Raw genomic sequence first — 25400 nt, 5'->3', positions numbered from 1 at the left:
CGTACTCGACGACGATGCAGCACAAGCGTGCTGCATCGTCTTTTTTGTATACAGTATTATGGAGTGCGGCTTCAAACAAACCTTAAAGGCCCGCTTCACTTAAAGTACCGCTGAGATAAACTGCCTGAGCTCTGGGGTTTTAGGATTGCCGAACAGCTCGGCAGGCTCGCCCTCTTCGTGAATGCGCCCTTGGTGCATGAACACCACGCGGTCGGCCACATCCCGAGCAAAGCCCATTTCATGGGTGACTAGAATCAGCGTCATGCCTTCTGCTGCCAACGCCTCCAACACGCGCAGCACTTCGCCGACTAACTCAGGGTCGAGAGCCGAAGTGACTTCATCGCACAGCAGCACCTTCGGGCGCATGGCCAGCGCACGGGCGATGGCCACCCGCTGCTGCTGGCCGCCGGAAAGCTGGGCGGGGTAAGCATCGTACTTGTCTGCCAAACCCACTTTATCCAGCACTTCTCGGGCCACTTTCTCGACATCGGCGCGGGCCTCGCCACGCACCACCACGGGGGCGAGGCACACGTTGTCGCCCACAGATTTATGGGGAAATAGATTAAAGCTTTGAAACACCATGCCAACGTTTTCACTCAGCTCTTTGGGCGACATGGAGCCCGCATCGAGCTGCTGTTCGGCAATGGTGATCTCGCCGCTATCGTGCTGTTCGAGCTGGTTCAAGCAGCGCAGCAGCGTACTTTTACCCGAACCACTGCGGCCGATGATGGCGACCACTTCCCCCTGAGCAACGTTGAGGTCGATCCCTTTGAGCACTTCCAGGTCGCCAAAGGCTTTATGAACGTTATTAACGCAGACCAGCGTCATAGAGCTTTTTCTCCAAATGGCGCGCGTAGCAGGAGAGCGGGTAGCACAGCGCGAAGTAAAAAAGGGCCACGAGGGTGAAGATAGTGAACGGTTCAAACGTGGCGTTATTGAGCATCGTGCCCGCTTTAGTGAGCTCCACGAAGCCAATGATGGAAGCCAGCGCCGTACCTTTTATCACCTGTACTGAAAACCCCACCGTGGGTGGAATCGAGAGTCTCAGCGCCTGCGGCAGAATCACATGGCGCATGGTTTGGAAATAGTTCATGCCCAGCACGCGAGCGGCATGCCACTGCCCCTTCGCCACGGCTTCCAGGCAGCCCCGCCAGATATCGCAGAGAAACGCGCTGGTAAAGAGCGTCAGTGCGATGGAGGCGGCCCACCAGGCAGAAATGGGATGCCCCATCGCCGCCGCGCCAAAGAAGATCAAAAAGAGCTGCATCAATAGCGGCGTGCCTTGAAACAGGTCCACGTACAGCGAGGTAAAACGCTGCAGCCAGCGGCGGCTGGAAAGACGCATAAAGGTGAGCACCAGCCCCACGGTAGCCCCGCCGATAAAGGCAATCAGTGACAGCACCACGGTCCAGCGGGCGGCGAGCAGCAGGTTGCGCACGATATCCCATAGGGTGAACTCGGTCATCGTTGCTCTCCTTGCTGATACGCGAACACACGCTTACCCACCAGCATAAAGGCGCGGCGCATACCAAACGCCAGCAGCAGGTACACCAAGGTAATCAGCAGGTAGACTTCAAAACTTCTAAAGTTGCGCGACTGAATGAAGTTGGCCGCGTAAGTGAGGTCGAAAACGGAAATCTGCGACACCACCGCCGAGCCCAGCATGACGATGATCGACTGGCTAATCAGTGAGGGGTATACCCTGGCAAAGGCGGGCACCAGCACCACATGGCGGTAACTTTGCAGGGTACTCATGCCCAGCGCTCTGGCGGCTTCTAGCTGCCCTTTCGCCGTGGCGCTAATGCCGGCGCGTAGTATTTCGGCGCTGTAAGCGGCGAGGTTTAGCGTCATGGCGATGAACGCGGCGGTAATGGCATCGATTTTGATACCCAGCCCCGGTAAACCAAAAAAGATAAAAAACAGTTGAACGATAAAAGGCGTGTTACGGGTGATTTCGACATAGCCCCCCAGCCCCCAGCGCATCCAGGGCTGCCCGTTCACACGCAAATACGCCACCGCTACGGCCAGCCCCAGCCCGGTCAAGGTGGTCACCACGGTCAGCACGACCGTGGTGGTCAAACCTTTGATCAGCTCGCTGGCGTAGGGCAACAGGGTGAGAAAATCGAGTGTTGGCCCCATACCGCCTCTCAGCTACCGAAGTTGTCAGGAAGGTCCGCGCTGAACCAGCGCTGGGAAAACTCGTTGAGCGTGCCGTCTTCCAATGCCTGGGCAATCAAGCGATTCACTTCTGCTTGTAGCGCCGCTTCGTTTTTGTTCAGGCCAATGTAGCAAGGGGAATCTTTCAGCTGATACATCAGCGAAGGCGCACGATTGCTGTTGCGCTCGGCAATTTCGGCGGCCACTACGTTACCGGTGGCAATGTAATCTACTTGGCCAGAAAGAAACGCCGAGATGGTGGTGGCGTTATCTTCAAAGCGCTGAATGGTGGTGGAGTCGGGAGCGACGTTGGAAAGCTCCATATCCTCGACGGCACCGCGAGTCACGCCAATGGTTTTATCGGCGAAGCCTTCGGGTCCTTCTACGCTTTCGTCGGCATCCGCACTAAACACGCCCAGGAAGAACGGCGCGTAGGCATCGGAGAAATCGATCGCCGCTTCGCGCTCCGGATTTTTACCCAGACTCGAGATCACCAGATCCGCCTGACCTGTTTGCAGATAAGGAATGCGGTTGGCGCTGGTCACGGTAATCAGTTCCAGGGTGACGCCCATCTCGTCGGCAATGTAGTTGGCCATGTCGATATCGTAACCGCGCGGCTGTAGGTCGGTGCCTACCGAGCCAAAGGGAGGGAAATCCTGCGGAACCGCGATACGAATCGTGCCGCGAGATTCAATGTCTTCCAGCGCATCGGCGTGAACCGCGCTGCTGGCACCCAGCCCACCCATAGCCAGCGTGGCCGCTATGCCGGTGGCCAACACGCCGGTTTGAAGACGTTTCAAGTAGTGCTGAACCGAATCTTTAAAGCCCTGAAGGGTAGTTCCCATGACGCTCTCCTGAAAGTGTGTCGCAAGCCAATGCCGAGAAGAAGGTGTAACGCGTGTGATGTCGCCCTCTGAAAAGTTCGTTGCACAAATCTCATCAAAGAAACTTTTGTTTCACACGCCCACTAGCATTAGCAATAACGAGACCAGCCGCAGGGAAAGCAGCGCAACAACAGTGCGTTAGGTTACAATCAGTCAGGAGAGCACGCAGGGTAACCCAGCGTGCGTTCAGTAAAGCGATTACATTTGGTGCATCAGGCAGTCAAAGCGCACCATTATTGATGGGCGTCCCAATCGACGCTCATGATGGGCGATGCCAGCTCGTTCAACTCAGCATAGTGGTCGCTTATCGCGCTGATTCGCTCGCGGCCCTCCGCTAAGCGCTGGTGCAAAACGGCATTTGCCAACAGGCAAATCACGCTGTTGGCGGTGGCATAGCTATCGAACGCCGAGAGACTCTCTAACGGTACTTCCAACCACCACGTCACTTGCGAAGCAAACGGAGAGGCGGTGGGGTCAGCGATCAACAACACCTTGGCAGGCGAGCGTTCAAGGGCGTCCACTAACGCGCCAAATGCCGATGGACGACGGCGAAAACCAAACAGCACCACGGTGTCGTGTTCAGTTAAATCCACCAGCTCTTCGGCCAACGACTGGTTCGGCTGCGGCGCCAAGCGCACGTGGCGACGGGCTTGCACGAGCTGCTGACGTAAGTGCAGTGCCAGCGGATAGCTGTTGCGGAAACCGACGATCACGACCTGCTGCGCCACCGCTAACGCCTCGACCATCGCAGCAAATTCCTGGGGGACAAGGCTCGCGAAACAGCGCTGCAGATTCTCCTGCTCCCGCTGCAGGTGGCGCTGGAACGAGGTGCCGCTCTCGCTCTTCTCCTCCATGGCATGGGCGTCGATCACCAACGGCACGCCCAAATTACGCAGCTGTCGAGCGTGATCCTTTACCGTGCGATAGCTTTCGAACCCTAGTCGCTTGAATAGGCGGCTGACGGTGGACTTTGACACCCCGGTCAAACGCGCCAAGTCGGCGGCGCTGTACACGGCCAAATCATCGAAGTGATCCAGAATGAAACTCGCCACGCGCTGCTCTTGGGCGCTGAGCGCATCAAACTGGGCGGCAATCCGTTGTCCGATATGGGGTGTCATGGTGTCCTGTTTGTTTATTTGGGTGCTGGGTGATGCTCTGCCCAGTGACGGGCGATATCGACCCGTCGGGCTACCCACACACGGTCGTGGGCTTCGATATGGTCTAAAAAGCGCTGCAGCGCCCGGAAACGCCCAGGGCGGCCCAGCAAACGGCAGTGCATACCAATAGAGAGCATTTTCGGCGAATCCTCCCCTTCGGCATACAGTACATCAAAGGCGTCGCGCAGATAGGTAAAGAAATGATCCGCCGTGTTGAACCCTTGTGGAGCCGCAAAACGCATGTCGTTGGTATCTAAGGTGTAGGGCACGATCAGGTGGTTATGCTCCGCGCCTTGGCTATCGCTCACCGTGGCCCAGAACGGCAGGTCGTCGCCGTAATAGTCGCTGTCGTAAAGAAAGCCACCTTCGTCCAGAATCAAACGGCGCGTATTGGGGCTGTCGCGCCCGGTGTACCAACCTTGGGGCTTTTCACCGTACAAGCGCTGGAAGATCTCCATAGCCTTTTGCAGATGCTCGCGCTCGATATGCTCGGGTACTTCCTGGTAGTGGATCCAGCGGTAGCCGTGGCACGCCACTTCATGGCCCAGCTCTTTGAATGCCTGGGCCACGTCCGGGTGGCGCTCTAGCGCCATGGCCACGCCAAATACGGTGAGCGGCAACCCGCGGCGCTCGAACTCGCGCAGAATACGCCACACGCCAGCGCGGGAGCCGTATTCGTAGATGGACTCCATGCTCAAATGGCGGTCTGGATAGCTGGCTGCACCAATGATCTCGGACAAAAACTGCTCCGAGCCTGCATCGCCATGCAGTACGCAGTTTTCCCCGCCCTCCTCATAATTCAGCACGAATTGAACGGCGATCTTGGCCTTGCCTGGCCAGTTAGCGTGGGGCGGCGTACGGCCATAGCCGATGAGATCGCGAGGGTAATGAGAGGTCATGGACAGGCTCCTTGATAAAGGCAGAGCGTTTTATTTTGTATACAAAATAGCCATTTTGAATAGTCATCGCAATTCAACGCAGGGCTAATCAATTGAGATGACGGCGCTTTTCGGCTCAATAGCACGCTAACCCTTTGAAACTTGAACACTTGGTCAACTCTTCCAGCGCCTACACGTCGCATGAAAGGGCTTGCGCATCGCAGAAAAGCGCCCTATTTTCGTATACAAGATAGAAAATATTGTTCACATGCGAGTATCACCCCGTGCATATACGCCTGATTAACCCCAACACGACGGCTGCCATGACAGCGACGATTCGGCAAGCGGCCGAACGATTGGCGGCTCCTTCGACCACCGTGAGCGCCACTCAGCCCGACGCGGGACCGGTTTCTATCGAGAGCCATTTCGATGAAGCCGTGAGCGCGGTGGGCGTGGCCGAAGAGGTTTTGAAAGGCGAGCGAGAGGGCAACATCGATGCTTACGTCGTGGCCTGTTTTGGTGATCCCGGCCTACTGGCTGCCCGCGAACTGACCCGCGCGCCGGTGATCGGCATTGCCGAAGCCGCCTTTCATATGGCGACCCTGATTAGCACGCGCTTCTCGATCGTGACCACGCTAGGCCGCACCGGGATTATTGCCGAACACCTGCTCGAGCAGTACGGCTTTAGCCACCACTGCCGCCGCATTCGCGCCGCTGAAATCCCGGTACTGGATTTGGAAGACCACCCTGACGCCGCCTTCAGCCGGATCGTGCAAGAGTGCTGCCGTGCCCGCGATGAAGATGGTATTGGCGCGATCGTGCTGGGCTGTGGCGGGATGGCGAACCTCACCCACGCCATTAGCCGAGAAGTGAGCCTGCCCGTGGTGGAAGGGGTCAGTGCGGCGTTGAAGCTTGCCGAATCGCTGGTGGGGCTGGGCTTATCTACCAGCAAATACGGCGATTTAGACTACCCGCGCCCGAAACCTTTTACCGGCAAGTTTGCGGATTTTTCAAACCTCACCTTGCCACCTACACGCCGTTGAGACATTCCGCATCACACTAACAATAGGCTACACAGCACGACTAAAAAAGATAACAACACAACGACTACCGCCATCAGCACGCCACGCCGCAAGCGTCTCCTGGGCCAGTAGCGCCCAGGTTACCAATAACATCGATAATCTTGCGAGGACGGTAACATGAGCACTTCAACCTCTGCTCTTACCTCAGATGAAGCGCCGGGAGCAACTAGCCCCGCCACCGCCAAAGCCGTTGGGGCCGAAAGCCTAGCTCCGCAAAGCACCCGCATCATGGGGCGCACCTCCTATTTTTTAGCCTGGTTTGGGGGGTGCGTGTCGATTGGCACCTTCGCCATGGGCTCAAGCGTAGTGGGCACGCTCAACTTACTGCAAGCCACCCTGGCGATTGCCATTGGCTGTTTTGTGATTGGCGTGGCGCTCGCCATTAACGGGGCCGCTGGTTATAAATATGGCATTCCGTTCATGGTGCAGGCCCGCAGTGCATTTGGTTTTACCGGCACGCGTATTCCCGGTTTGGTGCGCGCCGTGCCCGCCATCGTCTGGTACGGTTTTCAAAGCTGGATTGGCGCGGGCGCCCTCAACATGGTGTCGGCGACGCTGTTCGGTTTCGATAACCTGATCTTCTATTTCATTGCCTTTCAGTTTTTGCAGATTGGCCTTTCGGTACTCGGCTTTCAGGGCATCAAGTGGCTGGAGAACATTGGCAGCGCCTTCATTCTCTGCTCGCTGATGTACATGTTTTACGCCACGGTGCAGCGTTACGGCGACGAGCTTTCCACCAGCCTGCTGACCATGGAAGGCTCTTGGGGGATGCCCTTCTGGAGCGCCACCATGCTATTTTTGGGCATCTACAGCACCATGATGCTCAACGTTAGTGACTACTCCCGGGAGCATAAAAAGGGCACCGGCCCAGGGCTATTGACCACCATTTACGCGATGTCGATTCTACCCTGCACGCTGTTTATGGGCCTGATTGGCTACATGGTGTCGCAAGCTACCGGCACCGCCGACCCTATTCAGGTGTTCGCCAACGCGGTAGATAATACACCGCTACTCATGATCACCCTGCTGTTCATCGCCTTCGCCCAGGTGACCACCAACGTGCTGAACAATGTGGTGCCGCCCACCTACGTGCTGATGGACGTGTTCAAACTCAAGTTCTCCGTTGCCACCGTTATCGTGGGGCTGCTGGCCTTCGCCACCTTCCCTTGGAAACTGGTGCAGCCGGAATCCGCCGCAGGCCTACAGCTCTTCGTGCAAACCTACTCCGCATTCCTTGGCCCCATCTTCGCTATTCTGGTGGTGGACTACTACGTCATTCGACGCCGCACGCTGGATATCGGCAAGCTCTACGATGAAAACGGCCCCTATCAAGGCATTAACCAAGCGGCGTTAATAGCGACAGCGGTAGGGATTATCGCCGCGCTCTCGTTCTCGGCGGTCTCTTGGTACGCCAGCCTAATTCCTGCCGGGCTGACTTACTACCTGCTGATGAAACACTGGCCCGCCTGCCAGCGCTTCACCCAATAATCCGCCCTACCCGCGCCTGTCACCTTCGTGGGGCAGGCGGCCATTCCCGGATAACGAGCCTTGCCATGAATGAACAGCCCAACCAAAGCGATCTCAACATCCAGCAGATCGATCCAACGCTCTATAACGACGACCTCGCCCCGCTAAAGCCAGAGCACCGCACCTGGGGCGCATTCGAGATTTTCAACGTCTGGTCCAACGACATCCAAAGCCTGTTTGGCTATACCCTGGCAGCGTCGCTGTTTCTCTCTTACGGTCTGAACGGCTGGGCCGTGATGGCCGCGATCATTCTGGCCGGGGTGGTCGTCATGTTTCTAGTCAACCTGACCGGCAAACCCAGCGTGAAATATGGCATTCCCTTCCCGGTGATGGTGCGCGCCAGCATGGGCGTGCGTGGTGCCAACCTGCCCGCCATGCTGCGCGCCATCGTGGGGATCTTTTGGTACGGCGTGCAGACCTACTTCGCCTCCACCGCGGTGGCGCTGCTGATTACCGCGCTGTTTGGTGTAGGCAACGGGGGGACTTTCCTCGGCCTTTCCGGAGTGGCGTGGCTTTCGTTCGTGATCGTGTGGCTGTTTCAGATCGCGATTTTTTGGCAGGGCATCGAGCGCATCAAGCACTTCCTGAACTGGGCAGGCCCGCTGGTCTATGCGGTGATGGTGGTGTTGATGCTCGTGGTATGGATGCAAGCTGGTAGCGAGCTGCTCCCCGCCATTAGCACCATTTTTAGCGGCAGCGGTGAGCAGGGTGGCCTGGGGGCGTTTCTCGCCATCGTGGGTACGATGGTGGCCTACTTCGCCGCGGTGGTGATCAACTTCGGCGACTTCACCCGTTTTGTGAAAACCGAGCGCCAGATGAAGCTGGGCAACCTGCTGGGCCTGCCGTTAAACGTGGCATTCTTCTCGTTCATTGCGCTGATCATCACCGCGGGCACGCTGGTGCTGTTTGGCGAAGCGCTCACCAACCCAGCGGATATCGTGGAGCGCGTCGATTCGCTGCCGCTGACCATCGTGGCCGCTCTCACCTTCTTTGCCGCCACGGTGGGTATCAACTTGGTCGCCAACTTCATTCCCCCCGCCTACGACCTCGCCAACCTGTTCCCCAGCAAAATCAGCTTCAAAATGGGCGGCTTGATTACCGCCGTGATTGCCTTTTTCGTCGGTGCACTGTGGATCTCGGTGATCAGCCAAATTGGCGTGCCGGGCTTCGTGAATGCGCTGGGCGCTATCGTCGCGCCGTTTTACGGCATCATCGTGGTGGACTACTACCTGATCAAACGCCAGCACCTCAATATGCAGGAGCTATTCTCCTCAGCCACCGGCAGCGCTTACTACTACGTCAACGGCTGGAACACTCGCGCCCTCATCGCCTTTGGCGTGGCGGCGATGTTCTCGCTATCTACCGTATTGGTACCGGCCTTATCCAGCCTGGGCGGCTACGGTTGGCTGATCGGAGCAGGCTTAGGTGGGATATTTTACTACGGGCTAATGAAGCGGTTTGAGGCAGCACCTGTGATGGCTGAGCAGAAAACGCACTAAGCCATGACGTGATGACTCACAGAAAAACGCAGTAACCACTCAACACGCCACAGGATGAGCTTTGGTGGCGTGTTGACGTTAATAGAAAGCCTCAAAAACGCTGCCTAACCGTCATTGCCGTTGAGCAGAGCGAGCAGAGCGGCTACGTCGCTAAACGCCAAAAATCTGCTGCAGATCCGGTACGTTTTCCTCCTCTTCGACCATGGAAAGCGACGCCTCGATGGCTTTGAGATGACGGCTCATGAAGGCTTTGGCGCGCTCTCCGTTGCCGGTTTCCAAATAGCCAATCAGGTCGTCATGGTCGTGGGATTCGCAGCCTAGGTGGCCGCGATGCCCGTAGACGGCGAGGATCAGCGAAGAGCGGGAGCAGAGGCGTTCCACGAACTCCGCCAGGGTGGCGTTGCCGGAGAGCTGAGCGAGCCGCACGTGAAAATCCGCCGAGAGGCGAATGGCCACGCTCTGCTGACCGCTGCGCAGGGCTTGGCGCTCTTGGCGGGCCATCTCGCGAAGCTCCGCCGCTGCGGCGGTGTTCATTCGCCTGGCCACATCGGGCATGAGGCCGCATTCGATCAACTGGCGGGCATCGAACACGTCTTTCGCTTCCTCGGCGGTAGGTCGCGTCACGCTAGCCCCACGACGCGGGGTCAAGGTTACGAGCTGCTCCAGCGCCAGCCGCTGGAGAATTTTACGAATCCCCGTGCGGCTAATGCCGAACACCTCCGCGAGCGCATCTTCCCGCAGCCGAGCGCCGGGTTTGAGGCGTTGCTCCACAATGGCATCGCTCACTGCCCGGTAAATCGCTTCGTGGCGCTCGTCACCCTCTTTCTCAGTGGGTCGTCGTTTTAACGCCGCCTGCGCATCGCTCATAGTGTCTCCTGTCCGCGACTGTGATCACTCCTTCCAGGCCGCAATGATATCGCGCTCTTCGTCACTCATGTTGGTGATATTACCCAATGGCATGTAGCGACTGCCAACGACCTGCTGGATGTGCGCTTTGTGGCCTAGAATATCGTCCCAGCTATCGAAGGCATAGCCTGCCGGTGGCGCGGAGAAACCGGCGTGCTCAGGGTTGCGGGCATGGCACTGGGTGCAGTGTTGCTCAATCAATCCAGAAATCTGTGCTTGTGTGGGCGCACCGCCAGTGCTTTCTGCGGTGCTACTTGGGCTGGGCGCCGCCATCCAGAACGCGAGCAGAATCAGTCCAACGCCCACCGCCGGGTAAGCAGGCTGAATCTTCCCGGCATGCATCAGCACGAAGAACTGACGAATCAACGCACCGGCAAAGATGAACAGCACCATCACTACCCAAGCAAGTTCATGGGCGTAGATAAAGGAGTAGTGATTACTCACCATCAGCAGCACCACGGGGAGCGTGAAGTAGGTGTTGTGCACCGAACGCTGCTTGCCGCGCTTGCCGTCTAGTGGGTTGGGAGCCTCGCCCGCCTTCATGGCTTTCACCATGCGGCGCTGGCCGGGAATGATCCAGAAAAAGACGTTGGCCGACATGGCCGTGGCCATCACCGCGCCAGTGAGTAGAAACGCCGCACGTCCGGTGAACATCTGGGTACTTAGGTAGGCCACCACCACCATCATCACCGCCACGGCAATGCTCAGCAGGCCATCGCGCTCCATGTTGGGACTGATGCGCTTACATAGCTCGTTATAAACCACCCAGCCGCCGAGTAGGAAGCCAAGCGCCAGCAGGTTCGCCTGCCAACCGGTCAGGTTAGCCGCCCAGGCCCAGTTGCTGTCCGGGTTCACCAAGTAAAAACCGGGATTCACCATGTAAAGAATGACGAACAGCGCAAACCCCGATAGCCACGTGGTATAGGCTTTCCAGAACGACCAGTGCAGGTCGTTGGGCAGCTTGGCGGGGGCCGTCGCGTATTTCTGGTTATGATAGAAACCGCCGCCGTGGACGGCCCACATCTCACCAAAGATGCCTTTCTCACGATCTTCAGCGGCTTTGGGAGTGCGCAGGCCGTTATCGAGCATGACGAAGTAAATCGATTCGCCGATCCAGGCAATGGCCGCAATCACGTGCAGCCAGCGCAGCAGCAGGTTGACGAATTCGATGATGTACGCTTGCATGATCTGCCCTCTTAACTACCGCGATAGGTCGAGTAGCCATACGGCGAGAGTAGCAGCGGCACGTGGTAGTGCTGGCTTGCATCGGCTACGCCAAAGCGCAGCGGAATCACGTCTAAAAAGCGTGGCTCGGCGGCTTCGATACCCTGACGGCGTAAATAGTCCCCCGCGTGGAACACTAACTCATACTCACCGGGCGTGAGCGCATCGCCTTCTAACAGGGGCACATCACAACGGCCATCGCTGTTGGTGACGGTGGAGCCTAAGTGCTCGCGGTGGCCGCTCGCTAGCCGAAAGACTTCAATGGTAATGCCTTGGCCGGGCTGCCCTTTGGCGGTATCCAGCACGTGGGTAGTTAAGCGTCCCATCGTCACTCCTTACATTGGCGAGATTGTTGGCGTTATGAATAGACGTTATGAGTAGGGTTTGACCTATTGGTCAAAGAGTACCGTCGATGCTATTTATTGTATACAGCATTTCCCTTTTCGCACGCCTGGAGAATTTTTGTGTCAACCGCCACCTCACTCACGTTATTCCCTCTTCCCAGCCAATCCAACTTGGAAACGTTCATTGCCCACTATGGTGATGTGTATGAGCACTCCCCTTGGGTGGCGGAAGCCGCTTGGCAACACGGCTTACGCCAAGAGCATGATGCCCCTGATGCACTGGCCGAATTGATGGGCTTGATGCTTCGACAAGCTACTCCTGAGCAGCAGATTGACGTCATTCGCGCCCACCCCGATCTAGCGGGCAAGGCAGCGTTGGCGGGCGAGTTGACCCACGACTCCACCAGCGAGCAGGCCGGCGCAGGGCTCGACCAGTGCTCGCCCGAGGAATTTACTCGCTTCGAACAGCTGAACGCCGCTTATAAAGAGAAATTCGGCTTTCCGTTCGTGATTGCGGTGAAAGGTCTGGATCGCTACGACATCCTTGCGGCGTTTGAAGAGCGTTTGGATAACGGCTTGGCCCAGGAACGTGAAACCGCGATTCAACAAATTATTCGCATCGCGCGCTTCCGTCTTCGAGCCCGTGCTGACGAGGCATCCTAGTCATCTTTCCTACATCCCAACAAAAAATGCCGCACCCAGAATCGGTTCTGGGCGCGGCATTTTTGCCATCAGACGGTTGCTTACTGCTTGGCAGTCTCTACCGCTTTCTTGGTGGTTTCTTCGGCCATTTTCTGGCTGTCTTGCATGAAGCTCTGGCTAATGGAGGTGACTTTTTCAGAGTCGCCTTTCATGCGCTCCATCAGATCGGTAGCGGTTTTTTGCTGGCTCTCCATCGCTTTTTTGAAGCTGTCCGCGTCTTTCACGTCTAACCATGTACGCGCTTGGGCGATGGTCATGTCGGAGTAGGCACGGGCTGCATCCATCTGCGCGCCCACTAGCTGCTCGTAGTAGTTCAGCGCAGCGAGCGTGTAAGAACGCATCGGGGACACGAAAACAGAGTCGAACTGTTGGCTGGTTTTTTCTGCGGCCTTGTTCATCACGTAATCTCCTTGAGTGAGATAGTGGTTCGGCCTGCACTGACGCAGGTCGTAAGCGGGCGTTTGCCTTTGCTACCCACAAAGCTAGCAGCGCTTTTTGTGCAGCGCAACATGATTTTTGGTCATACTGCGCTTGCTCATCTGTCGTTCTCTCGGACGCTCGAAAAGGCCGTTTGATTAACGATTTCCAAACAGGTGCTTACGAGCTTCAGCATCCATCGTCACGCCTGACTCGGGGTTCACATCTTCCACTAAGGCATAGGCTTTACGCACGGCGGGGCGTTGCGAGACGTCGTCGAACCAGCGTTCAAGATCGGGAAACTCCTCAAGCGTTTGGCGCTGCTTCTCCCAGGGAACGATCCAGGGATAAATCGCCATATCGGCAATGGAGTAGCGGTCACCGCCAACAAAATGCTGCTGGGAAAGCCGCTGATCCAGCACGCTATAAAGACGATTGGTCTCACGCACGTAACGCTCGATGGCGTACTCGATTTTTTGCGGCGCGTAGTGGCAGAAGTGGTGATTCTGCCCCGCCATGGGACCCAGTCCGCCCATTTGCCAATGCAGCCACTGCAGCACCACGTAACGTTCGCGCCCTTCTGTCGGTAGAAACTGGCCCGTCTTGTCGGCGAGATACTCCAAAATAGCGCCAGATTCGAATAGCGCCATGGGTTGGCCGCCATCTTTCGGGGCATGGTCCACGATGGCTGGGATACGGTTATTCGGCGCAATGGTCAAAAATTCAGGGTCAAATTGCTCCCCCCGACCAATATTGATCGGCTTGACGCGATACGCCAGTTTGGTCTCTTCGAGCATGATGGAGATTTTGTGGCCGTTCGGGGTTGTCCAGTAGTACAGGTCGATCATCGCCATCTCCTTTCACACCAACGACCTAGGTCGTTGGTGTTGCCTGTGGGTCGTCTGACGGCTTATGGCCGTCTCAACGATTATAGATCACGAACAGTGACGGCCTTGCCTGCCTCTGAATCGTGCACCTCTAGCATACGCTTGAACCAAGCCGCGACAGGGTCTTTTTCATCCACTAGTGTTTCGGTTGAAACGGTGTAGGCCCACATCATGCTGCCAAACAGCAAATAATCGGCACCGCTTGGGGTATCGCCATCTAAAAACGGGCTCTCTTTCAACTGAGCATTCACCGGTACCAGCGCTTGCTTCAACAGGTGTCGCCCCTGCTCAGGATCGTTGACGGCCTCTAAAGTAGCTCCAAAGCGCGCCTCACGTGTTTTACGAAAGTAATCACGATCCTCAGGATGAATCGCGGCTAACAGATCTAACGCAACGATCTTGAATAGCGCAGGAGTAATGCTCCGCTCTACCGACTGCTTGAACAGCATCAAGCGCTGCAGACTCATCCCTTCACCCACCACGGGGGCATCTGGGTAAGCGCGGTCTAAGTAGCGCATGATGTCAAAGCTATCGGTGACCACGTTGTCACCATCCGTCAGCACGGGCACTTTGTCGTAATCGGCAAACGCGAGCGCCTCTTTTTCCTGAAAGCGCCAAGCCACGGTGGTGACCTCCAAGCCTTTGTGGGCCAGCGTCATACGTACACGCCAACAATAGGGAGAAAAACGCAGGCGTTCGTCACGGCCGCACAGGTCATAAAGGGTGATTGCCATCGAGTCATACTCCTTTTGTCATTGGGGGGCATCGCCACTACAGTGAGTCTAAGTGATCGACAGCGCAAGCGGCGCGTTTGGCGATGTCGGTGCAAGCGCTTCACACTGTCTATTAGTCTAATGAGGCCCACCTAGCTAGCATGCTAACGCAAACTTTAAAGCTCCATAAAAACAACATCTTATTTTAAAACGACCGCTTGGTTCCCATGCTATCTTGCGCCTATTTACTGGTAAGACCAATTTTCCAATGTAGTCATTCAGCCTGCCTGACCGTATCTTTCACGCTGACCCAACTATCATTGCAATGACAAGTTGGCTTTCGCGGAGCATACCAAATCAATAACAAGGGGCCGTTCCTCCCATGAATGAATCTATACTCGCTCTTCTGGCGTTTCTGCCGCTGTTGCTAGCCGGAATATTGCTCATAGGCTTTAAGATTCCGGCCAAAATAGCGATGCCAATTGTCTTCCTCACGGCAGCCATCATTGGTCTGACCGCCTGGGATATGTCGTTTAGCCGCGTGGCGGCATCCACGGTGCAGGGTCTTATCCAAACCGCTGGTCTATTGTGGATTATCTTCGGCGCCATCTTGCTGCTCAACACGCTCAAGCACTCGGGAGGCATTACCGCGATCCGTAACGGCTTCTCGGGCATCAGCCCTGACCGCCGCGTACAGGCGTTGATCGTTGCTTGGCTGTTTGGTTGCTTCATCGAAGGCGCCTCCGGTTTCGGCACACCGGCGGCTGTCGCCGCTCCGCTGATGGTAGCGCTGGGCTTCCCGGCGCTAGCCGCGGTGGTCGTGGGCATGATGATTCAATCCACGCCGGTATCGTTTGGCGCTGTGGGCACGCCGATCGTCGTGGGTGTCGGCAGCGGCTTGAACCGTGCTGACATTACTGCTCAGCTGGAAGCGAACGGCTCCACCTGGGACGTGTTTTTTCAACAGGTGACCAGTTCGGTGGCGATCACCCACGGTATCGTGGGTATTTTGATGCCGCTAATCCTCGTGCTGGTAATGGTGCGCTTCTTCGGTGCCAACCGCTCTTGGAAAGAGGGGCTCTCGATTGCACCGTTTGCCATCTTCACGGGTGTCTCTTTCGTGGTGCCCTACATGCTAGTAGGCGTACTGCTTGGCCCGGAGTTCCCCTCCATGATTGGGGCAATGGTGGGCTTGGCCATCGTGGTGCCTGCTGCTCGTAAAGGCTTCCTGCTGCCCAAAGAGACCTGGGACTTCCCTGAATCGACCTCGTGGCCTGATGAGTGGATCGGTAATCTGCAAATCAAGCTCGACGATGTGGCCGGTAAAGCCCCGATGTCCACCTTCAAAGGCTGGGTACCCTATGTACTGCTAGCACTGTTCCTGGTGGCCTCTCGTACCATCGAGCCACTGCGGGCGGCGTTGACCTCGGTTAACCTGAACTGGGCCAACATCTTCGGCGAAGCAGGCGTGAGCGGTGGCGTTCAACCACTTTATCTGCCGGGCGGCATCATCCTAGCCGTCGTATTCATCACTTACTTCCTGCATAAGATGAACCCTCGCCAGATGAGCGCAGCAGTCTCCGAGTCCACCAAGACCATTTTCGGAGCTGGTTTCGTACTGATCTTTACCGTGCCGATGGTGCGGATTCTGATCAACTCTGGTGTTAACGGTGCCGACTTAGTCTCGATGCCGGTCATGATGGCGCAAGCGGTGGCTAACGGTGTGGGCGGTATCTACCCGTTCTTTGCGCCTGCCGTCGGGGCAATGGGAGCTTTCATTGCGGGCTCCAATACGGTGTCTAACCTCATGCTGGCAGAATTCCAATTCAGCATCGCTGAAACACTGGGACTATCAACGGCCATGATGGTGGCACTGCAAGCCGTTGGTGCTGCGGCAGGTAACATGATCGCTATTCACAACGTGGTGGCAGCATCAGCGACCGTTGGTCTCTTGGGACGCGAAGGTACCACCATTCGTAAAACGATCATCCCGACCATCTACTACCTGGTATTCACCGGCGTTATCGCGATGATTGCGTTTTATGTTTTAGGGGTGACAGATCCGTTGATGTAGTCCTCTTCTCAACCCCGTAAAACGATTTACCCCCAGGCATTGCCTGGGGGTAAATTTTTTACGACTTACTCACCTCAACCAATCCGCTTCAGAGTCGTTGCATGCTGCTGGCCTCGAATCACATAGCTTTGCGCATTGAGCTTCAGTGCTTCCACCGCCTCCGCCGTCAGCTCTGTGACCACTTTGGCGGGTGAACCGACGATCAACGAGTTTGGCGGAAATACCGCCCCTTCCTTGATGAAGGCCCCCGCGCCTACCAAGCTGTTCTCGCCAATCACGGCGCCGTTGAGCACTACCGCCTGAATGCCGATCAAACAGCCCTCCCCTACGGTACAGCCATGCAGCATCGCCTGGTGCCCGACGGTCACCCCCTTTCCTACCTTCAGCGGGTAGCCGGGGTCCGCGTGCAGCACGGCGCCATCTTGAATGTTGCTCTCTTCACCGATGTCCAGATGGTCGCTGTCGCCGCGCAATACGGCTTGATACCACACGCTAGCGCGAGCCTTCAGGGTAACCTGACCGATGACGTCCGCCGTGTCGGCAATGTATACGTCTTCATGAATAGCGGGCTGATGCTCGCCAAATTGATAGATGGCCACGTAACGCTCCTTTTGTTGGTTATCGCTATCAGGCTAGCGCTTGCGCCAGCAGACGAGCAACGTGAATCGCTTGGCGTCCGCTGCCATCCTGAATTTGATGGCGACAGCTGGTGCCATCGGCCACCAACACCGCCTGCTCATTCGCGCTTCGCACGGCAGGCAACAGCGTCAGCTCTGCCATTTTCATCGAGGCTTCGTAGTGTTCGGCTTCGTAGCCAAAACTGCCTGCCATGCCGCAGCAGGACGACTCGATCGTCTCGACCGCCACGCCAGGAATCCAGCTCACCACTTGTTCTACCGGACGCAACGCATCAAACGCTTTCTGGTGGCAGTGGCCATGCAGCATCACGCGCTGGCCTTCCATGGGCTTGAGCGTTAACGACAGCGCTCCTGTCGAGTGAGCATGTAGCAAAAACTCCTCAAACAGATAGGCAGCTTCCGACAATGCCTGCGCCTGTTCGCCAAAGCCATACTGCAAGAATTCATCACGCATGCTGAGCAAGCACGAGGGCTCCAACCCCACCACGGCCACGCCACGCTCCACGAACGGCATCAGGAAATCCAGCGTGCGCTGTGCCTCGGCCTTGGCTTTCTCGAACTGGCCCGAAGAGAGGTAGGTGCGGCCACAGCAGAGCGGCCGCTGACCTTGGGTCACGTTAAGATGAACCTGATAACCAGCGGCCTCCAGCACTCGCTTGGCGGCGGAGGCATTGTCGGCCTCCATATAGTTATTGAAGGTATCCACAAACAGCAGGACTTCTTTCTCTGCAATTGGCCTCTCTGCAATTGGCCTCTTAGCGATTGACGAAGAGGCCGCCGTCGCCAGGAAGTTGCCGTTAAACGCGGGGAGCGCTCTTTGCGGGGCGAGCTTGAGCGCCTGCTTGATGCGCTTCGCCAGCCAGGGAGCCCGTTCGATACCGTTCACCAAACCTGAGAACCGGCTAGCCCAAGGGGCGTAACGGGGCATTTCGCCAACCATGCGATCACGCAACGTGAGGCCTTTGGCGCGCACCCGGGCCGCCCGCGCTTCGATCTTGAACTTGGCCATATCAACGCCCGTGGGGCAGTCGCGTTTGCAGCCTTTACAAGAAACGCATAGGTCCAGCGCTTCTTTCACCTCATCGCTGGCGAGTCCTTCATCCCCCAACTGCCCCGAGAGCACCTGTCGAAGCGTGTTTGCTCTACCTCGGGTCAGGTGCTGCTCCTCTTTGGTGATGCGGTAGCTTGGGCACATGGTGCCTGCATCGAACTTGCGACAGTGGCCGTTGTTGTTGCACATCTCGACCGCCATGGCCAAGCCATGGGTCGTGTCTCCGGCACTGCCAGGAGGCGTTTGCTCACCCGTGAGCGGATCTCGCTTCACGTTCCAGGAGGACCAATCGAATACCGGTGTCATCGGAATACGCTGATAGGTGGACGGAAAACGGAAGTAGCGCTCGTCATCCATTTTCGGGGTATCGACGATTTTTCCAGGATTGAGCAGGTTCTGCGGATCAAAGAGCTGTTTCACTTCGCGGAAAGCGTCATTGATGGTCTCGCCAAACTGCCAAGCAACCCACTCGCCACGGCAAATACCGTCGCCGTGCTCACCCGAGTACGCGCCCTTGTACTCACGTACCAGCGCAGAGGCCAGCTCTGCGATTTCACGCATTTTTTGCGCCCCGTCGCGGCGCATGTCCAGAATGGGGCGAACGTGTAGCGTGCCGACCCCCGCATGGGCGTACCAGGTGCCCTCTGTGCCATAGCGATTGAATACCTCGGTGAGCTTTGCGGTGTACTCGGCAAGGTGCTCGAGAGGAACGGCGCAATCTTCGATGAAGGAGACCGGCTTACCATCGCCTTTCATGCTCATCATGATATTGAGCCCAGCCTTGCGCACGTTCCACAGCGCTTTCTGCTCGGCCGCCTCCGGCATATTCACCACGCTGCCGGGCAGTCCTAAATCACTCATCAACTCGTTCAAGCGGCGTAACGCTTCAAGCTGGGCATCTCGGTCTTGCCCGGCAAACTCCACCAGCAAAATGGCTTCCGGCTTGCCGATTAGCGCTTTTTCGATCACCGGCCTGAACGCCGGATTCTCAAGCGAGAGCTCGATCATCGTGCGGTCGACGAGTTCGACCGCCATAGGCCCCAGCTTGACGATATGCTGGGTAAAATCCATGGCTTGATAGAACGTGGGGAAGTTGACGACCCCCAGCACTTTTTGTTCGGGGAGCGGCGACAGCTTCAGCTTGATACGGCGGCTTACCCCGAGCGTCCCTTCAGAGCCGATAAGCAAGTGCGCTAAATTCGCCCGCCCATTCGGGTCATAGGGGATAGGGTTTTGGCAGTCGAACAGGTCGAGGTTATAGCCCCCCACGCGACGCAACACTTTGGGAAAGTGGTCGCGAATATCATGGCCGACCCGCTCGGCAATGGCTTTTACCTGCTGGGCAAGTTGGTGTTCTCTTGTGCCCTCAGCGAACCCATCTACAAAGCTGAAATTCACGTCGCATCCATCGGCCAGCGTGGCTTCGATGCCCTCGACGTTGTGCACCATGTTGCCGTAGTAAATAGAGCGCGACCCGCAGGAGTTGTTGCCTGCCATGCCGCCAATGGTGCACTGGGCACTGGTGGAGACATCCACCGGATACCATAGCCCATGGGGCTTGAGCCAAGCATTGAGATGATCCAGCACCATGCCTGGCTCCACCACCACGGTGCGTGCGTCGGGGTCGAACTCCACCACTTGGTTCAGCCAGCGCGTGGTATCGATGACCAATGCCTCACCCACGGTTTGACCACACTGGCTGGTGCCTGCCCCACGTGCCAACACCGGCACGTGGGCGTCACGGGCAATGTCCAGGGCAATTTTCAAATCTTCCTGATGGCGTGGGAGTATCACGCCCACGGGGGTTACCTGATAAATGGATGCGTCAGTGGCATAACGCCCCCGAGTCGCCTGATCAAATAAGACATCGCCTGTGAGCTCTCGTGAAAGCCGTTCAGCCAGACCGCTGATCGGCTTGATCTTGGCATCTCTAGGCGCAGGTTGGCTGGTCAGTGACGTCATGACACTTCTCCCCTTTTTAACGCGCCTGATGGTCGCTTGACGCTTGCAACGGGTTCGCCGCGAAGTACTCCAACGCTGCCAAGACACCGCTGCCGCGCAGTGAAACGCCTGCCAACTTCATGCCCGCTTCGCAGCCGCCCAGCGTGGCAATCAGGGTCAGGTCGTTGCAATCCCCCAGGTGCCCGATCCGGAACATCTTGCCTTTCGCCTTGCCAAGGCCCATTCCCAGCGACAGGTCAAAACGCTCATAGATGATCTTGCGCACGGCATCCGCATCCACGCCTTCCGGCATCACCACCCCGGTGAGTACCGGGGAGTACAGCGCGGGGTCCTGACACTGAATCTCCAATCCCCACGCTTGTACCGCCGCACGCACCCCTGCCGCCCAGCGCTGGTGGCGGGCCAGTACCTGTGGCATGCCCTCATCCAGCAGCATGTCGAGCGCTTCATTAAGGCCGTACAGCAAGTTGGTGCTGGGGGTATAGGGCCAATAGCCGTTCTGGTTGGCTTCTAGGATTTCATCCCAGGCCCAGAAACTCTTGGGCAGCTTGGCCTGTTTGCTCACCTTGATCGCTTTGGGTGAGAGCGCATTGAAGCTGATGCCCGGTGGCAGCATCAGGCCCTTTTGTGAGCCGGACACCGTGACATCCACGCCCCACTCATCGTGGCGGTAATCGGCACTGGCCAACCCGGAAATGGTATCCACAATCAATAAGGCCGGATGATTGGCCTCATCGATGGCGCGACGAACCTCAGCGATGTCACTGGTGACCCCCGTGGAAGTTTCGTTGTGCACCACACAGACCGCTTTGATCTCGTGGTCAGGGTCGTCTTTTAGCCGCTCTTTGATCATCTCGGCCTGCACGCCTTGGCGCCAGCCTTCATACCCCGGCAGACCAATGAATTCCGGCGTTAGATCCAGACGCAGCGCCATCTTGTGCCACAGCGTAGCGAAGTGGCCTGTTTCGAACATCAGCACCCGGTCGCCAGGCGACATGGTGTTGGCAAGCGCCGCCTCCCATGCGCCCGTGCCAGAGGCGGGGTAGATCACTACCGGGTGCTCGGTCTTGAATACCTGCTTGGTCTTGGCCAGCAGTTCGCGGCCCAGCGCGCCGAACTCTGGCCCGCGGTGATCGATCGTTGGCAGGCTCATGGCGCGCAGGATGCGGTCGGGCACCGGCGATGGGCCAGGAATCTGCAGAAAATGACGACCGGAGGGGTGAAAATCGAGTTTCAACATGATGTCGCTTCCTATTGTTGTTGTGAGGCGGTTGTCGCGAAACAGCACGGCACAAAATTGGATAATGAATTCAAACTGTATTTTTAAAAAAACTACTTTATGCACCCTTCGGCACGCAGTGTGTCACGCTCTTCATCCGACAGGCCCAATTGCTCGAGCACCTCGTCGGTATGCTGAGCAAAGAGCGGTGCTGAAGAGCGGATCTGAGCAGGTGTGCGTGAGAACTTGCTGGGAAAGCCGATGGTTTTCATTTTGCCGATCACCGGATGGTCCATCTCCTCCACCATGCCACGGGCCAAGTAGTGCTCATCCTGCATGGCCTGGGCAAAGTCATTGATGGGGCCTGCCGGTACGCCTGCGGTATCGCAGAGTGTCAGCCACTCATCGACGGTCTGGTGGGCCATCAGCTCTTCGAGCAGCGCCTCCAGTTCATCCACATGCTGGCCACGATCATGGTTGGTCAGAAAGCGGGGGTCTTCCATCAGTGCGGGACGTTTCAATACATCGCCGCAAAACCGCTCCCAGGTTCGTTGGTTGGCGCAGCCCAGCATCAAATAACCATCCTTGGCCTTCACCGCCTGATAAGGCGCAGACACCCGATGGCGCCAGCCAGTGGGGCCAGGCACGGTGCCTTCAGAGAAGTAAGCCGCCGCTTCCCAGGTAAACCAGGGCAACCCGCATTCGGTAATGGCGATATCGATATGCTGCCCTTCCCCCGTCTTCATCTTGTGGATGTGGGCGGCCAAAATCGAATAGACCGCCGTGATGCCACCACCAATGTCGTAGACCGCGATACCGGTTTTTAGCGGGCGCCGCCCGGCTTCGCCGGTCATCGACATCAGCCCGGTCATTCCCTGCGCCACCAGATCGAATCCGCCTCTGTGGCTGTAGGGCCCGGTTTGGCCATACCCCGAAATGGAGCAGTAAACGATACCTGGGTTGATGGCTTTGATGGTGTCGTAGTCGATCGACAGTGACTGGGTGACCCCCGGCCGATAGTTCTCGACGATGACATCCGCATCGGCTGCCAGTCGATAAAAGATCTGGCGGGCACGCTCGTCTTTCAGGTTGAGTGAAATGCTTTTCTTGTTGCGGTTGATTTGCGAAAAGCAGGTCGACTCGCCATTCACATACGGCCCCATCTGACGGCTGTCATCACCGCCATTGAGCTTCTCTACTTTGATGACCTCGGCCCCCATATCCGCTAGCACCATGGTGCAGTAAGGGCCAGCCATGATTTGTGACACATCGAGGACTTTTATATCTTGTAAAGGAAGCATGCGCTTTCCTCCTCAAGCCTGTGATAGGCATCTACTGAGCAGAGCGGCAGCCTTACTGGCCGCGCCACTCAAAAGGCGTTTTATTGACGAATTTGTTCACCGCTGCCGAGAAATCCTGGCTCAGGTAGCAAGTGGCCACCCAATCGTCGCTGGCATCGGCCGGGAGCCGCCGCTGGGCCTGCACGCGATTGATCAGCGCCTTGCTGGCCTGCAGGGTCAGGGGTGCACGTTTGGCAAATTCGGCGGCAATGATGGCAACTTCGGCGTAGATATCCGCCCCATCGAACAGCTGATTGACCAAACCCGCGCCCAGCGCCTCTTCTGACGTCACCAGTTTCGCCATCATCAACACTTCTTTCGTGCGCGGGATTCCGACCATATCCACCAGTCGAGACACGTTGGTAATGGAGAGCGTATTGCCCAGCGTCTTGGCAATGGGCACGCCAAATTTCAGCGTGTCGGTGGCATAGCGAAAATCACATACCAGCGCCAACGCCGCGCCACCGCCTACACAGGCCCCTTCGATCAGCGCCAGCGTGGGTTTCGGAAAGGCTTCCAGCTTTCCCACCACGCGGTCGATGCGCCGCTCGTAGCCAATGGCATCCTCCGCTTCCGCAAAATGTGCAAACTGGGTGATGTCGGTACCCGCCACGAAGGCTTCCCCGCCGACACCGTGAAGCACCAGGGCGTGGATCTCGGTATCGTCGGCTAACGTGTCGCAGTAGTACTCCAAGGCGTTGTACATTTCCCACGTCATGGCATTGCGGCTTTGCGGACGGTTGAACCCTAGCCAGGCCACACCGTCTTTCACCTCGAAGCGCACACTCTCAGTGGTGGGTGCTTGTCGTTGCTGTGTCATGGAGCACCCCTTATCCGTAGATGAAGTTGACCAATGCCAGAGCAAAGGCAGGAATGTAGGTATTGATCATCAAAATCGTGAACAGTACGGCAATGAACCAGAGATTGGTTCTGGACGTGGCCCAGATGTCTGATTTCGCAATGGAGCAGGAGGCAATCAATACGCTGGCAACCGGCGGGGTCTGCTGCCCAATGGCCAGGTTCAGCGTGACGATCAGACCGAAGTGCAGCGGGTCGATACCCACTTCCAGTACCAGCGGCAGCACGATAGGGACGACCAGAATGATGGCGGCTGCCGAGTGCAGGAACACACCGAGAATCAGGAAGATGATGTTCAGCAGTGCCAGGATCACATACTTGTTGCTGGTCAGGTCGCTGATTTGCAAAGCAATGGCCTGAGGAATACGGGTTTCGGTCAGATACCCGCCCACCACCGCAGACGCCGCCACGAGCAGCATGACGACGGCAGTTTGCACACCCGCGCTTTTGCACGAGTCGATGAAGTTCTTGAGGGTAAACTCGCGATAGACCACCGCACTGATGAAGATGGCGACACACACTGCCAGCGCAGCACCTTCCGTCGCCGTCACGAAGCCGCCGAAAATCCCACCCAGAATGATGACCGGAATCAACAGCGCCCAAACGGCCTCTTTCAGTGCCTTCCAGAGTTGCGACACCCGGAAACGACCTTCAGAGGGGAAGTTGTACTTACGCGCCAGGTAGTAGCACATGGCCGCCAAGCCCATCGCCCCCAGCAGGCCAGGAAAGATACCGGCCACGAACATCTGAACGACCGACTCCCCCGACATGACCGCGTACAGAATCATGGGTATGGAAGGCGGAAGGATAATTGCCAGACTGGCCGCCGAAGAGGAAATCGAGGCGGCAAACTCTTTGGAGTACCCCTTCTTGCGCATGGCAGGAATCAAGATACTGCCAATCGCCGACACGCCCGCCACCGATGACCCGGAAATTTCGGCAAAGAACACCGACGCACCGATGGTCACCATCGACAGGCCACCCTTGATGAACCCCACCATGGCCATGGCCAGATCGATCAAGCGTCGCGAGATGCTGGAGGCGTTCATGATGGCACCTGCCAGAATGAACAGCGGGATGGCAATCAACGGAAAGTTGGTTGCCCCCTCGAACATCGTCATACCCACCGTCGGCATCGCCATGCTGCCGTAGGTAATGAAGGTGGCGATCGTCCCCACCAATGCCAGAGCGACCGCCACAGGCACATTGATCAAGATCAGCGCAATCAGTGCAATGAAGATATAGAGAATGATCATGATGGTTACTTATCCTCGCGGCTGGGTGCTAACGGCTTCAATGTCGTCGGCATCGATACCGGCCTCTTCAAGCTCGTGGTCGATGAAGCCTTTGCCGCGGGCACTTCTCACTATGTCGGGTAGCCGTAGCAGCTCCGCGATGATGAACAGCACCGATGCAATGGGAATGGCCGACTGCACCACTTGCATGGAAATAGCCGGCAGACTCACCATGTTCATGCCGTCGAGAATCATCATGACTTGATAGCTCGCCAGCCCCAGAAATATGAAAAAACCAATGGTGATCGCTTCGGCGAGTAATGCGGCTGGCACACGAATGGAGGGCGGACACATATTCAGTACACTAGGACATGTAATGTGAGCCCCTTTAGCGGCCGCCAAAGCCGCCCCGTAATACGTTACCCAAGCCAATAGAACGGCCGCCAATTCGTCATACCAACTCAACGGAGAACCTAAATAGCGAGAAACGAAGCCAATGGTGACCACCCCCGCTAACGCAATCACCAACACCACAACGATACCTTCAAGAAATGCAAAGTAAGCATTCTTGAATTTGGTATAAGCGCTCATTGAAACCTCCTTTAGGAAGAGACGCCCACCTCCAAAGAGGTGGAACGCCGCTTCG

24 protein-coding genes are annotated in these 25400 nt (G+C 57.1%); 5 read left to right on the top strand and 19 right to left on the bottom strand.

Annotation, left to right across the window (positions count from 1 at the left end):
- Positions 1 to 99: 99 nt before the first annotated feature.
- The 6 genes from MHM37_RS04245 to puuE form a co-directional block, all read right to left on the bottom strand.
- Positions 100 to 828, bottom strand: a complete 729-nt coding sequence (locus tag MHM37_RS04245) for an amino acid ABC transporter ATP-binding protein (RefSeq protein ID WP_058577177.1) — start codon at positions 826 to 828, stop codon at positions 100 to 102.
- On the bottom strand, positions 809 to 1465 hold the full coding sequence (locus MHM37_RS04240; protein ID WP_239296002.1) for an amino acid ABC transporter permease: 657 nt from the start codon (positions 1463 to 1465) through the stop codon (positions 809 to 811). Before MHM37_RS04240 ends, MHM37_RS04245 begins: the two co-directional genes overlap by 20 nt.
- The gene (locus MHM37_RS04235; protein ID WP_058577175.1) at positions 1462 to 2139 is read right to left on the bottom strand and encodes an amino acid ABC transporter permease; all 678 of its coding nucleotides are present in this window, start codon (positions 2137 to 2139) and stop codon (positions 1462 to 1464) included. The genes MHM37_RS04240 and MHM37_RS04235 overlap by 4 nt, the downstream gene beginning before the upstream one ends.
- Positions 2140 to 2147: 8 nt before the next feature.
- On the bottom strand, positions 2148 to 3002 hold the full coding sequence (locus tag MHM37_RS04230; protein ID WP_239296003.1) for a transporter substrate-binding domain-containing protein: 855 nt from the start codon (positions 3000 to 3002) through the stop codon (positions 2148 to 2150).
- Between the two features lie 272 nt (positions 3003 to 3274).
- Positions 3275 to 4159, bottom strand: a complete 885-nt coding sequence (locus tag MHM37_RS04225) for a MurR/RpiR family transcriptional regulator (protein ID WP_139526419.1) — start codon at positions 4157 to 4159, stop codon at positions 3275 to 3277.
- 14 nt (positions 4160 to 4173) lie between these two features.
- Entirely contained in the window at positions 4174 to 5097 is a 924-nt protein-coding gene (gene puuE, locus MHM37_RS04220; RefSeq protein ID WP_239296004.1) for an allantoinase PuuE, read from the bottom strand.
- Positions 5098 to 5360: 263 nt separating this feature from the next.
- Between puuE and MHM37_RS04215 the strand changes: the two genes are divergently transcribed.
- The 3 genes from MHM37_RS04215 to MHM37_RS04205 all read left to right on the top strand — a co-directional run bounded on the left by MHM37_RS04215 (position 5361) and on the right by MHM37_RS04205 (position 9184).
- Entirely contained in the window at positions 5361 to 6119 is a 759-nt protein-coding gene (locus tag MHM37_RS04215) for an aspartate/glutamate racemase family protein (RefSeq protein WP_343218241.1), read from the top strand.
- Positions 6120 to 6275: 156 nt separating this feature from the next.
- Positions 6276 to 7646 carry an NCS1 family transporter gene (locus tag MHM37_RS04210; protein WP_153842530.1) on the top strand — a complete coding sequence of 457 codons (1371 nt, stop codon included), beginning with the start codon at positions 6276 to 6278 and terminating at the stop codon, positions 7644 to 7646.
- A 65-nt stretch (positions 7647 to 7711) separates the two neighbouring features.
- Positions 7712 to 9184 carry an NCS1 family nucleobase:cation symporter-1 gene (locus tag MHM37_RS04205; protein ID WP_153842529.1) on the top strand — a complete coding sequence of 491 codons (1473 nt, stop codon included), beginning with the start codon at positions 7712 to 7714 and terminating at the stop codon, positions 9182 to 9184.
- Positions 9185 to 9334: 150 nt separating this feature from the next.
- Here MHM37_RS04205 and MHM37_RS04200 read toward each other — a convergent pair whose 3' ends face one another.
- The 3 genes from MHM37_RS04200 to uraH are packed head-to-tail and all read right to left on the bottom strand — an operon-like array spanning position 9335 to position 11640.
- The gene (locus MHM37_RS04200; RefSeq protein ID WP_219861696.1) at positions 9335 to 10051 is read right to left on the bottom strand and encodes a GntR family transcriptional regulator; all 717 of its coding nucleotides are present in this window, start codon (positions 10049 to 10051) and stop codon (positions 9335 to 9337) included.
- A gap of 24 nt (positions 10052 to 10075) precedes the next feature.
- Complete coding sequence (locus MHM37_RS04195) at positions 10076 to 11275, bottom strand: urate hydroxylase PuuD (protein ID WP_219861698.1); 1200 nt, start codon at positions 11273 to 11275, stop codon at positions 10076 to 10078.
- Between the two features lie 11 nt (positions 11276 to 11286).
- Complete coding sequence (uraH, locus tag MHM37_RS04190; RefSeq protein ID WP_153842528.1) at positions 11287 to 11640, bottom strand: hydroxyisourate hydrolase; 354 nt, start codon at positions 11638 to 11640, stop codon at positions 11287 to 11289.
- A gap of 138 nt (positions 11641 to 11778) precedes the next feature.
- Here uraH and uraD point away from each other — a divergent pair, with 138 nt between their 5' ends.
- On the top strand, positions 11779 to 12321 hold the full coding sequence (gene uraD / locus MHM37_RS04185; RefSeq protein WP_139526411.1) for a 2-oxo-4-hydroxy-4-carboxy-5-ureidoimidazoline decarboxylase: 543 nt from the start codon (positions 11779 to 11781) through the stop codon (positions 12319 to 12321).
- Positions 12322 to 12401: 80 nt separating this feature from the next.
- On the opposite strand, the gene MHM37_RS04180 is transcribed toward uraD, so the two are convergent.
- From MHM37_RS04180 to MHM37_RS04170, 3 genes are all read right to left on the bottom strand, one after another.
- Positions 12402 to 12758 carry a phasin family protein gene (locus MHM37_RS04180; RefSeq protein ID WP_139526410.1) on the bottom strand — a complete coding sequence of 119 codons (357 nt, stop codon included), beginning with the start codon at positions 12756 to 12758 and terminating at the stop codon, positions 12402 to 12404.
- 177 nt (positions 12759 to 12935) lie between these two features.
- On the bottom strand, positions 12936 to 13625 hold the full coding sequence (locus tag MHM37_RS04175; RefSeq protein ID WP_139526409.1) for a glutathione binding-like protein: 690 nt from the start codon (positions 13623 to 13625) through the stop codon (positions 12936 to 12938).
- Positions 13626 to 13705: 80 nt separating this feature from the next.
- The gene (locus MHM37_RS04170) at positions 13706 to 14398 is read right to left on the bottom strand and encodes a glutathione S-transferase N-terminal domain-containing protein (RefSeq protein ID WP_239296006.1); all 693 of its coding nucleotides are present in this window, start codon (positions 14396 to 14398) and stop codon (positions 13706 to 13708) included.
- A 361-nt stretch (positions 14399 to 14759) separates the two neighbouring features.
- On the opposite strand from MHM37_RS04170, the gene MHM37_RS04165 reads away from it, so the two are divergent.
- Positions 14760 to 16451: an L-lactate permease gene (locus MHM37_RS04165; protein WP_139526407.1), complete on the top strand. Its 1692-nt coding sequence runs from the start codon at positions 14760 to 14762 to the stop codon at positions 16449 to 16451.
- A 74-nt stretch (positions 16452 to 16525) separates the two neighbouring features.
- Here the strand turns inward: MHM37_RS04165 and MHM37_RS04160 are convergent, their stop codons facing one another.
- The 7 genes from MHM37_RS04160 to MHM37_RS04130 form a co-directional block, all read right to left on the bottom strand.
- A complete protein-coding gene (locus MHM37_RS04160; RefSeq protein WP_239296008.1) occupies positions 16526 to 17050 on the bottom strand; it encodes a gamma carbonic anhydrase family protein in 525 nt (174 codons plus the stop codon).
- Positions 17051 to 17078: 28 nt separating this feature from the next.
- Positions 17079 to 20102 (bottom strand): FAD-binding and (Fe-S)-binding domain-containing protein, encoded by a 3024-nt coding sequence (locus MHM37_RS04155; RefSeq protein ID WP_153842526.1) that lies wholly within the window; start codon positions 20100 to 20102, stop codon positions 17079 to 17081.
- Between the two features lie 16 nt (positions 20103 to 20118).
- The gene (locus tag MHM37_RS04150) at positions 20119 to 21342 is read right to left on the bottom strand and encodes an aminotransferase class V-fold PLP-dependent enzyme (RefSeq protein ID WP_153842525.1); all 1224 of its coding nucleotides are present in this window, start codon (positions 21340 to 21342) and stop codon (positions 20119 to 20121) included.
- A gap of 92 nt (positions 21343 to 21434) precedes the next feature.
- On the bottom strand, positions 21435 to 22622 hold the full coding sequence (locus tag MHM37_RS04145) for a CoA transferase (protein ID WP_139526403.1): 1188 nt from the start codon (positions 22620 to 22622) through the stop codon (positions 21435 to 21437).
- Between the two features lie 52 nt (positions 22623 to 22674).
- Complete coding sequence (locus MHM37_RS04140; RefSeq protein ID WP_239296010.1) at positions 22675 to 23481, bottom strand: enoyl-CoA hydratase; 807 nt, start codon at positions 23479 to 23481, stop codon at positions 22675 to 22677.
- 10 nt (positions 23482 to 23491) lie between these two features.
- Positions 23492 to 24775 carry a TRAP transporter large permease gene (locus MHM37_RS04135; protein ID WP_176558224.1) on the bottom strand — a complete coding sequence of 428 codons (1284 nt, stop codon included), beginning with the start codon at positions 24773 to 24775 and terminating at the stop codon, positions 23492 to 23494.
- A gap of 9 nt (positions 24776 to 24784) precedes the next feature.
- A complete protein-coding gene (locus tag MHM37_RS04130; protein ID WP_239296012.1) occupies positions 24785 to 25345 on the bottom strand; it encodes a TRAP transporter small permease in 561 nt (186 codons plus the stop codon).
- Positions 25346 to 25400: the final 55 nt, after the last annotated feature.

Source organism: Halomonas sp. MMH1-48, assembly GCF_022348105.1.
Classification (GTDB): Bacteria; Pseudomonadota; Gammaproteobacteria; order Pseudomonadales; family Halomonadaceae; genus Vreelandella; species Vreelandella piezotolerans.
Note: the sequence above shows the minus strand (reverse complement) of the source record. Positions and strands in the feature narration are given on the sequence as shown.

Bases quoted from the DNA above. Each gene is read 5' to 3' on its own strand.
- MHM37_RS04245 (WP_058577177.1), bottom strand. From the start codon at position 828: ATGACGCTGGTCTGCGTTAATAACGTTCATAAAGCCTTTGGCGACCTG.
- MHM37_RS04195 (WP_219861698.1), bottom strand. From the start codon at position 11,275: ATGCAAGCGTACATCATCGAATTCGTCAACCTGCTGCTGCGCTGGCTG.
- MHM37_RS04210 (WP_153842530.1), top strand. From the start codon at position 6,276: ATGAGCACTTCAACCTCTGCTCTTACCTCAGATGAAGCGCCGGGAGCA.
- MHM37_RS04150 (WP_153842525.1), bottom strand. From the start codon at position 21,342: ATGTTGAAACTCGATTTTCACCCCTCCGGTCGTCATTTTCTGCAGATT.
- MHM37_RS04155 (WP_153842526.1), bottom strand. From the start codon at position 20,102: ATGACGTCACTGACCAGCCAACCTGCGCCTAGAGATGCCAAGATCAAG.
- MHM37_RS04230 (WP_239296003.1), bottom strand. From the start codon at position 3,002: ATGGGAACTACCCTTCAGGGCTTTAAAGATTCGGTTCAGCACTACTTG.
- puuE (WP_239296004.1), bottom strand. From the start codon at position 5,097: ATGACCTCTCATTACCCTCGCGATCTCATCGGCTATGGCCGTACGCCG.
- MHM37_RS04140 (WP_239296010.1), bottom strand. From the start codon at position 23,481: ATGACACAGCAACGACAAGCACCCACCACTGAGAGTGTGCGCTTCGAG.
- MHM37_RS04145 (WP_139526403.1), bottom strand. From the start codon at position 22,622: ATGCTTCCTTTACAAGATATAAAAGTCCTCGATGTGTCACAAATCATG.
- MHM37_RS04235 (WP_058577175.1), bottom strand. From the start codon at position 2,139: ATGGGGCCAACACTCGATTTTCTCACCCTGTTGCCCTACGCCAGCGAG.
- uraH (WP_153842528.1), bottom strand. From the start codon at position 11,640: ATGGGACGCTTAACTACCCACGTGCTGGATACCGCCAAAGGGCAGCCC.
- MHM37_RS04165 (WP_139526407.1), top strand. From the start codon at position 14,760: ATGAATGAATCTATACTCGCTCTTCTGGCGTTTCTGCCGCTGTTGCTA.
- MHM37_RS04180 (WP_139526410.1), bottom strand. From the start codon at position 12,758: ATGAACAAGGCCGCAGAAAAAACCAGCCAACAGTTCGACTCTGTTTTC.
- MHM37_RS04175 (WP_139526409.1), bottom strand. From the start codon at position 13,625: ATGATCGACCTGTACTACTGGACAACCCCGAACGGCCACAAAATCTCC.
- MHM37_RS04170 (WP_239296006.1), bottom strand. From the start codon at position 14,398: ATGGCAATCACCCTTTATGACCTGTGCGGCCGTGACGAACGCCTGCGT.
- MHM37_RS04135 (WP_176558224.1), bottom strand. From the start codon at position 24,775: ATGATCATTCTCTATATCTTCATTGCACTGATTGCGCTGATCTTGATC.
- MHM37_RS04200 (WP_219861696.1), bottom strand. From the start codon at position 10,051: ATGAGCGATGCGCAGGCGGCGTTAAAACGACGACCCACTGAGAAAGAG.
- MHM37_RS04205 (WP_153842529.1), top strand. From the start codon at position 7,712: ATGAATGAACAGCCCAACCAAAGCGATCTCAACATCCAGCAGATCGAT.
- MHM37_RS04225 (WP_139526419.1), bottom strand. From the start codon at position 4,159: ATGACACCCCATATCGGACAACGGATTGCCGCCCAGTTTGATGCGCTC.
- MHM37_RS04130 (WP_239296012.1), bottom strand. From the start codon at position 25,345: ATGAGCGCTTATACCAAATTCAAGAATGCTTACTTTGCATTTCTTGAA.
- MHM37_RS04240 (WP_239296002.1), bottom strand. From the start codon at position 1,465: ATGACCGAGTTCACCCTATGGGATATCGTGCGCAACCTGCTGCTCGCC.